Genomic DNA, 8,038 nt, shown 5'->3' on the forward strand with positions numbered 1-8,038 from the left:
ACGACCTCTAGCGAGGTCGCTTTTCTAATGATGATGCCCATGCTTCTGCTCTAATTCTCTCACCCTCCGCTTATGTTGCGCATGATTGCTTTGACTGCTATCTACTTCAATAGTGATATTCTGCACGCCTCTTTCTTCTAAACATTGACGCACCACTTCTTTGGTTTCCATCATCTGTTCCCAGTCCTTGATACAAATGTGAACAATAGCATTATTTTCTAGACCATCCATGGACCAAATGCTAAGTTGATTGACACTTTTGACATTGGTCAGAGCCTCCAAATCCTTCTCCAAATCACCTGTCTCTAGTCCTTCTGGCACAGCATCCAGGAAAATCTTGAGTGCGCTCCAAAATCGAGGAATAGCTTTTGTTAGAATGAAGATGGAAATGACAAGCGATAAGAGCGGATCAAGGATATACCAATCTGTAAATCGGAGGATAATCGCCATTAGAATGACAGCCAACCAACCTAGAGTATCTTCCAAAAAGTGCAGGCTCAGAATTGACTCGTTCTTTGTCTTTCCCTTACGAACTACTAGACTAGCTAGCACATTGATACTGACTGCAATGATTCCTAGCCAGAGGACGCCTTCGTCATTAACGGGCTGTGGATTCAAAAGTTTAGTTATATTTTCCAAGATCACTAGAATGGATCCTGTGATAAGAATCACAGCAGTCACTAGGGCCCCTAAAAGACTAAATCGCTTGTAACCCAAGGTGTACTTCCTATCTTCTTCTCGATTTGAGATTGTTTCCAAAAAGGCCGATATGCCAATGGCTATAGCATCTCCCAAGTCATGAACAGAATCAGCGAGAACGGCACTCGAACCAAATATTCCTCCTGCGATAAACTCAACAATAGCATAGCTTAAATTTAAGAAAAAAGCTACCCAAACAGTATATTTTGTCTTCATCTTTCTCATTCCTTTGTTATAATAGATTTATGAATACATTGTTCATTATCATTATCCACTAAAACTCAAAGAAAGGATAGAAGCAAAACGTCAGCTTTATTCATTTCTGAACAATTTGCCTCAAGTGTCCATATGACTACCATTGACCGCCGTATCAGCAAAACAAAAAAAGCCATCTATCAAGCTTTTCTACAACTTTTAAACGATAAGGGTTACGAAGCCACTACAGTTCAGGATATCATTGATCTCGCAGATGTGGGACGATCCACCTTTTACTGTCACTATGAGAGTAAGGAACTACTTCTGGACGCGCTTTGCCGCCACCTCTTCCATCATCTCTTTGAAAGAGAGCAACCCATTTCAACTGAGGACTACCTCGCCCACCTCTTTCTCCATTTTCAGAAAAACCAAGACCATATCACCAGTTTACTATTCTCCAAGAATGACTACTTCCTCCGTCAACTCCGGAGAGAGCTGGAGCACCACGTCTATCCCATGCTAACTGATGAGTTTAAAGAAGCACACCCAAGTCTGCCTGCTTCTTACCTCCAACACTTAGTCGTGTCCAACTTTATCGAGACATTGACCTGGTGGCTCAAAAAAGGACAAGACTTTACAGACCAAGAAGTTGTGCAGTTTTATCTAGACCTTCTCATTCCTAAAAATTGAATACAGATTAAAGCTCGGTTGCCTTATTTCTAGGCTACTGAGTTTTTTATCTTTTCAATAATCAAAAAAGCCCAGACAACATTGTCTGAGCAGTTTTCTATATGGTCGTTTAACAAAGTTGAGTTTAGCTTTTCAAGCTATTTCTTCAACAAACCTTGTTCTTGTAGAAACTCCTTGGCTACTTGTTCTGCTGACTTGCCTTCAACACCGACTTGGTAGTTGAGCTGGCTCATCTGGCTTTCAGTAATTTTACCAGCCAATTTATTGAGAACTGTTTCCAACTCTGGATGTTTCTTGAGAAGAGCTTCTTTCATCAGTGGAGCTCCTTGATAAGGTGGGAAGAGTTGCTTGTCATCTTCCAAGACCTGCAAATCATAACGCGCCAATTCCGCATCAGTCGAATAGGCGTCCGTGATTTGAATATCACCTGACTGAATAGCCTGATAGCGAAGGGCTGGTTCCATCGTAGCTACATTGAGATTGAGACCATACATTGATTGTAAGCCCTTATTTCCATCTTCACGGTCATTAAATTCGAGTGTAAATCCAGCCTTCAACTGCCCTTCCACTTTTTTCAAGTCCGAAATGGTCTTCAAGCCATATTCTTGAGCAATCTTTTTTGGAACAGCTACAGCATAGGTATTTTGATAAGACATGGGTTTGAGATAGGCTAGATGATCCTGTTTGGCAATACCATCACGCGCCACCTGATAAACCTGCTCTGGCTCATGACTCACTTTAGGTGATGGTTGCAGCAAACTTTCAGTCACCGTACCAGTAAATTCAGGATAGATGTCAATATCGCCTTTTTTCAAAGCTTCATAAAGAAAGCTTGTTTTCCCAAAATTCGGTTTAACAGTCGCAGTCATGCTGGTATTTTCTTCAATAAGGAGTTTATACATATTGGCCAAAATTTCTGGTTCCGGTCCCAATTTCCCAGCAATAACCAAGTTTTCTTTCTCTTTTTGAGCCAAAAGAGCTGGACTATAAGACAAACCAAGCAATATGGTCACCAAGGCAAAACCAGAGAAAATCGTCCGCAATTTTGCCTTTTCCATCACTTTTAGTAGGAAGTTAAAGGCAATGGCAAGCACTGCGGAAGAAAGTGCCCCAATCAAAATCAGACTGGCATTATTACGGTCAATTCCCAAAAGGATAAAGGAACCCAGTCCCCCTGCACCAATCAAGGCCGCCAAGGTTGCCGTACCGATAATCAAGACAGCTGCCGTCCGAATCCCAGACATCATAACAGGCATAGCAAGTGGAATTTCAAACTTCTTGAGACGCTCCCACCTAGTCATCCCAAAGGCAATCCCAGCCTCTTGTAGACTTGGATCAATTCCCTTGAGTCCAGTGATGGTATTTTGTAAAATCGGAAAGATCGCATAAATCACTAGAGCTGTCAAAGCAGGCAAGGTTCCAATTCCCATCAAGGGGATAAAGAGTCCTAACAAGGCCAGAGACGGGATGGTCTGGAAAATCCCTGCAATCTGTAAGACCCAATCCGCTAACTTCTCATGATATCGAAGATAAACAGCCAAAGGAATCGCTATAAAGATGGCCAGCAACAAGGTCAAAAGTGACAACTGCAAATGTTGAGATAGAGCTGTCAACCAATCACTAAAACGATCCTGAAAAGTTGCAATTAAATTAGTCATGAACACTACCTCCAAACAAGTCTGCTACAAATTCTGTTGCAGGGGCTTTTAAAATGGTCTTGGGATTCGCCACCTGGCGAATCTCTCCATCCTGCAAAACAGCAATACGGTCCGCCAATTTCAAAGCTTCATCCGTATCATGGGTCACAAAAATCGTTGTCATCCCAAACTCTTTATGCAATTCTTTAGTCAGAACCTGCAACTGTTTGCGAGAAATAGCATCAAGAGCCGAAAAAGGTTCATCCATGAGGAGAATCTTAGGCTGACCAATCATAGCCCGTACAATTCCAACACGCTGTTGCTCCCCACCAGATAATTCACTAGGCAAACGATGTCCATACTCAGCTACTGGTAAACCAACCTTAGCCAAAAGCTCTTCTGTTTTCTGAGCAATTTCTTCCTTAGTCCAGCCCTTCATCTCAGGAATCAGGGCAATATTTTCCGCGACCGTTAGATTAGGAAAGAGAGCAATAGCCTGTAAAACATAACCAGTAGAAAGACGAAGTTCACGCTCATCATAGTCTTTGATACGCTTGCCATCCATATAAATATTTCCATCAGTCGGTTCCAAGAGGCGGTTGACCATCTTAATCATGGTCGTCTTACCTGATCCAGATGGACCAACTAAAACCATAAACTCGCCATTCTCAATCCGTAAATTAACATCTCTCAAGACATCTTTTTCTGTGTAGCGCAAGGCTACATTTTTGTATTCAATCATTCTGTATCCTCAATTTAAAACTTCCCTCGATTGGTCAAGTCTTCTACCTTAGGCATGACTTCCTTATTGTCCCAATGTTCCACAATTTTACCGTTTTCTAGTCGGAAGATATCATACTGGGCATAAGCCACCCCATCTATCTGAGTCTGACCATAGCTAACCACATAGTTTCCTTGTCCTAAGAGTTGGAAAACAAAGTCAAAAGTGACACCATGTTCAGCCACATAGTGTTTATAAGCAGCACTTCCTTGTCCAATCTCATGATTATGCTGAATCAAATCGTCTGCCACATAATCACTCCACTGCTCCAGTTCCCCATTTTGGAAAATTTCTGTCAAGAAACGGCGAACCAGCTTTTTATTTGCTACTGTCTTATCCAAATCCGTGATTTCAAAATCGCCAAAAATTTGATCAAATTGGCCATTTTCAGGTGTTCGATAGTAGTCAATGACATCCCAATGCTCCACGATACGTCCATTCTCATTCGCACGGAAAGTATCTGTCGTCACCCATTGAGCTTTCCCACCATTCAGATATTGATGAACATGAACAAAGACCAGATTGCTATCCTCAATAGTACGGACAATCTTCATCTCACGCTCGGGATGGCGCTCAAAGAAATTTGCAAAGAAAGCTCCAAACCCTTCTTTCCCATCTGGCACACCTGTCGAGTGTTGGATATAAGTATCCCCTACAGACTGGGCTTGAGCCTCAGAAACTCGTCCATCTTGGATAGCATGAATGTATAGGTTGTGAGCATTTTTCACTTGTTGTGACATGATTTAAACCTCATTTTCCTTCTCTTTCAGATTCGTCAAAATTCTTTCTTGAAAGGCTTCAAACTGCCGAATTTCTTCCTCTGAAAATCCTTTGTAAAAGATCGTATCCAATTTCTGACTGACACGTTGCCCCACTTCTTTCTGGGATTGCCCCAAATCTGTTAAAACTAAATACTTCTTACGCTTGTCTTCTCCACATGGACTAACAGTTACAAGATTTTGTTCCTCTAGCTTTTTTATCATAGTCGTCAGCGTATTATTAGCAAGCCCAGTCGCAAGCGCAATATCTGTCGCAGTTGCACAGCCAGTTTCACTATTCCATAAAACCGCTAAAATCTTTCCCTGCTCACTCCGATAAAGAGCTTCAGGGTCTTGGCTCAGTAACTTTTGAAAAATCCGCCCATTCAACAAACGAATATGATGGGCTAGCAAATGACTATCTTTCATAACACCTCCAATTTATTTCGATATCGAAATGAATAAAACAATTGTAACACTCATCATTCCAACTGTCAACTATTTCGATTTGGAAATAATTTTTCCCAGTAAAAAAATCTCCTACCCAAGGTAGAAGATTTCAATCTTATAAACTTAATCCGTCATGTCCGATACTAAGGTTCGATGCTCCAATGGAATACTGCACATAACTAGCAAGAAAATGAAACCTGACTGAATCCAGAAGAGGGCCAAGTCGAAGATTCCGTGCACAGCAACCACTGTAAGGAAAGATAGATAAAGACCAATAATCGGACGTTTACCCGACTCCTGACTCATATCCATCATCAAACGAACAGGAGCAATAGAAGACAAAACTAATAAAATAGTTCCCACAATTCCGTAACTCAGAATCGTGTCAATATACAGACTGTGAGCATGTTCATGATAAGGAGCATTTATCCGAGGATAAGAGTGCATATAGGTCAATGGCCCTTCACCCCAAAAAGGATTTTGCTTAAACAAGGCCATCCCAGCATCCCAGATAGAAATGCGTTCTTCCATAGAAGAGTCTAAAGTCCCCATCCGAACTCCCAAATCACTGGAAAAGAGGAAACTCAAGCCAATCGCGAAAACCCCAATACTAAGCCAAAAGGCCTTCCAGTTTTTAATAGTCGTAAAGAGATAGATGATGGCTCCAGCGATAATAGCAGGAAAGGCGGTTCGATTTTGAGTAAAGTTCAAACCAAAGAGATTCACAAAGCCTGCAATCACACAGAATACTTTCAACCAATTCAACTTGGTCGTTGTAAACAGATAGAAGGCAATCATGATACAGAAACAACAAATAATTCCATAATAATTAGGATTAAAGAAGGTCACTTCTGCACGATTCTGATGCCAGACCTGCATATTGGGTGAAAGAAAAGCATAGTTGAATTTCTTCACAATTTGGAAATGCTCTAAACTCGCAAAAGCAGCTGACAATACACTACCAAACAAGACGAGCTGCAAAATCAATCGAAAGAATTTATGTGATAAAATCGACTGATAGTGCAAAAAGAAAATAGTAAATAGAAAAATTCCTACTGAAGCCACAACTCCCATCCAATTTTGTGCAAAAACGGATATAACAGTACTATAACCAAGAAAAAGAAGCAGCATCGGATGCTCCCCCATTTTCTGAAGAATACTTTTCATGTCCCCTGTAAAAATTAAACTGATAATATATAAACAGAATACAACTACAAAAAGATAAAAGGGTAAAAAGATACTCAGGATAATTCCCAATAAAATCAGCTCTTTACTAGACAACCCTTTCAGCTTTTCAATAAAGCCTATTGATTTCAAAACGAATCCTTTCTCTCCGAATCAGTTGATTCAGATAATAGTAAGCTATCCTATATTGTACCACTTTTTAAGCAATTTGAAAACAAAGGAAACGTTTACTAGGTAAAAAAGGGAGCAAAAATATTAATATTTCAAAACTCAAACTTAATGACTAGATTTACTATAAGAAAATCATACCGTAAAGACTAGGTATATGTTAAAATAGTAGTAATATAATAAGGTTTTGACCAACTATCCGAACTATATTTAAATCATTTACAATTCCTAAAGAAAGGAAACACTATGAAATCCTACCAAGCCGTCTACCAAATTCTAGCTAAAGAAACCGACTATGTCAGCGGAGAAAAAATCGCAGAAGAACTATCTCTAAGCCGAACATCAATTTGGAAAGCCATCAAGCGTTTAGAACAAGAAGGCATTGAAATTGATAGTATCAAAAACAAAGGCTATAAACTGGTGAATGGAGACCTTATTCTTCCAGAACTTCTAGAACAAAATCTTCCAATTAAAATCAGTTTTAAACCCGAAACAAGATCAACACAACTCGATGCAAAAGAAGCAATTGATTTAGGAAATGAAGCAAATACCCTCTATCTAGCTTCCTATCAAACAGCTGGCCGAGGCCGTTTTCAACGCTCCTTCTACTCCCCACAAGGTGGCATTTATATGACACTCCATCTCAAACCAAATCTTCCCTATGACAAATTACCGTCCTACACACTACTTGTAGCTGGAGCTGTCTACAAAGCCATTAAGAACCTAACTTTAATAGATGTCGACATAAAATGGGTCAATGATATCTACCTAAACAATCATAAAATTGGAGGAATCCTTACTGAGGCAATGACCTCTGTAGAAACTGGCTTAGTCACAGATATCATTATTGGAGTAGGAATCAACTTCACAATCAATGATTTTCCACAAGAATTAAAAGAAAAAGCTGCTAGTTTATTTAAAGTACCAGCACCTATAACAAGAAATGAATTAATCATAGAGATCTGGCGTGCTTTCTTCGAAACACCTGCAGAAGAGCTATTATACCTATACAAAAAACAGTCCTTCGTTCTAGGAAAAGAAGTGACTTTCACACTGGATCAAAAAGACTACAAAGGACTTGCTAAAGATATCTCTGAAAATGGTAAACTTTTAGTTCAATGTGATAACGGAAAAGAAATCTGGCTCAATAGCGGAGAAATTTCACTCAAGAGTTGGAAGTAATAATAAACTAGCACAACCATAAAATCAACAATATATACAAATTTTAGTATTTCTTCAGCCCACTACAGTTGACAAAGAGCGCAAAAAAACTTCAGATAAGTAATCCAATTAAGTTTTACAAATCTGAAGTTTTTATTCTACTATTCTTAAAAATACAAAAAAAAAAAGGTTCTATAATATTTGTAGTGGGTAAATCCCCTATGGATATTATGGAGCCTATTTTGTTGTAGAAAAAAAGTCCCATAAGATCTATAATGAAAAGCGACAAAACAACTCATTAGAAAGATTCATAT

Annotated in this window: 8 protein-coding genes; 2 read left to right on the forward strand and 6 right to left on the reverse strand. The window is 39.5% G+C overall.

Features of this window, described 5'->3' with window-relative positions; genetic code table 11:
- Positions 1–24: 24 nt before the first annotated feature.
- Complete coding sequence (locus tag GEZ85_RS02670) at positions 25–915, reverse strand: cation diffusion facilitator family transporter (protein ID WP_153209322.1); 891 nt, start codon at positions 913–915, stop codon at positions 25–27.
- Positions 916–1,047: 132 nt separating this feature from the next.
- On the opposite strand from GEZ85_RS02670, the gene GEZ85_RS02675 reads away from it, so the two are divergent.
- The gene (locus GEZ85_RS02675; protein WP_000207362.1) at positions 1,048–1,584 is read left to right on the forward strand and encodes a TetR/AcrR family transcriptional regulator; all 537 of its coding nucleotides are present in this window, start codon (positions 1,048–1,050) and stop codon (positions 1,582–1,584) included.
- Between the two features lie 137 nt (positions 1,585–1,721).
- On the opposite strand, the gene GEZ85_RS02680 is transcribed toward GEZ85_RS02675, so the two are convergent.
- The 5 genes from GEZ85_RS02680 to GEZ85_RS02700 form a co-directional block, all read right to left on the reverse strand.
- Positions 1,722–3,242 carry an ABC transporter permease/substrate-binding protein gene (locus tag GEZ85_RS02680; protein WP_033684815.1) on the reverse strand — a complete coding sequence of 507 codons (1,521 nt, stop codon included), beginning with the start codon at positions 3,240–3,242 and terminating at the stop codon, positions 1,722–1,724.
- Positions 3,235–3,963: an ATP-binding cassette domain-containing protein gene (locus GEZ85_RS02685; RefSeq protein WP_153209324.1), complete on the reverse strand. Its 729-nt coding sequence runs from the start codon at positions 3,961–3,963 to the stop codon at positions 3,235–3,237. The genes GEZ85_RS02680 and GEZ85_RS02685 overlap by 8 nt, the downstream gene beginning before the upstream one ends.
- 14 nt (positions 3,964–3,977) lie before the next feature.
- On the reverse strand, positions 3,978–4,742 hold the full coding sequence (locus GEZ85_RS02690) for a nuclear transport factor 2 family protein (RefSeq protein ID WP_153209326.1): 765 nt from the start codon (positions 4,740–4,742) through the stop codon (positions 3,978–3,980).
- Between the two features lie 3 nt (positions 4,743–4,745).
- The gene (locus GEZ85_RS02695) at positions 4,746–5,189 is read right to left on the reverse strand and encodes a MarR family winged helix-turn-helix transcriptional regulator (protein WP_153209328.1); all 444 of its coding nucleotides are present in this window, start codon (positions 5,187–5,189) and stop codon (positions 4,746–4,748) included.
- A 144-nt stretch (positions 5,190–5,333) separates the two neighbouring features.
- Positions 5,334–6,527, reverse strand: a complete 1,194-nt coding sequence (locus GEZ85_RS02700; RefSeq protein WP_153209331.1) for an O-antigen ligase family protein — start codon at positions 6,525–6,527, stop codon at positions 5,334–5,336.
- A 282-nt stretch (positions 6,528–6,809) separates the two neighbouring features.
- Here GEZ85_RS02700 and birA point away from each other — a divergent pair, with 282 nt between their 5' ends.
- Positions 6,810–7,745 (forward strand): bifunctional biotin--[acetyl-CoA-carboxylase] ligase/biotin operon repressor BirA, encoded by a 936-nt coding sequence (gene birA, locus GEZ85_RS02705; protein ID WP_153209333.1) that lies wholly within the window; start codon positions 6,810–6,812, stop codon positions 7,743–7,745.
- The last annotated feature ends 293 nt before the right edge of the window (positions 7,746–8,038 follow it).

Origin of the sequence: Streptococcus mitis (assembly GCF_009496205.1) — a bacterium.
Taxonomy (GTDB): domain Bacteria; phylum Bacillota; class Bacilli; order Lactobacillales; family Streptococcaceae; genus Streptococcus; species Streptococcus mitis_BN.

What these genes read in the sequence shown, in the direction of transcription:
- GEZ85_RS02675 (WP_000207362.1), top strand. Translation starts at nt 1,048, where the DNA reads ATGACTACCATTGACCGCCGTATCAGCAAAACAAAAAAAGCCATCTAT.
- birA (WP_153209333.1), top strand. Translation starts at nt 6,810, where the DNA reads ATGAAATCCTACCAAGCCGTCTACCAAATTCTAGCTAAAGAAACCGAC.
- GEZ85_RS02670 (WP_153209322.1), bottom strand. Translation starts at nt 915, where the DNA reads ATGAAGACAAAATATACTGTTTGGGTAGCTTTTTTCTTAAATTTAAGC.
- GEZ85_RS02690 (WP_153209326.1), bottom strand. Translation starts at nt 4,742, where the DNA reads ATGTCACAACAAGTGAAAAATGCTCACAACCTATACATTCATGCTATC.
- GEZ85_RS02680 (WP_033684815.1), bottom strand. Translation starts at nt 3,242, where the DNA reads ATGACTAATTTAATTGCAACTTTTCAGGATCGTTTTAGTGATTGGTTG.
- GEZ85_RS02695 (WP_153209328.1), bottom strand. Translation starts at nt 5,189, where the DNA reads ATGAAAGATAGTCATTTGCTAGCCCATCATATTCGTTTGTTGAATGGG.
- GEZ85_RS02685 (WP_153209324.1), bottom strand. Translation starts at nt 3,963, where the DNA reads ATGATTGAATACAAAAATGTAGCCTTGCGCTACACAGAAAAAGATGTC.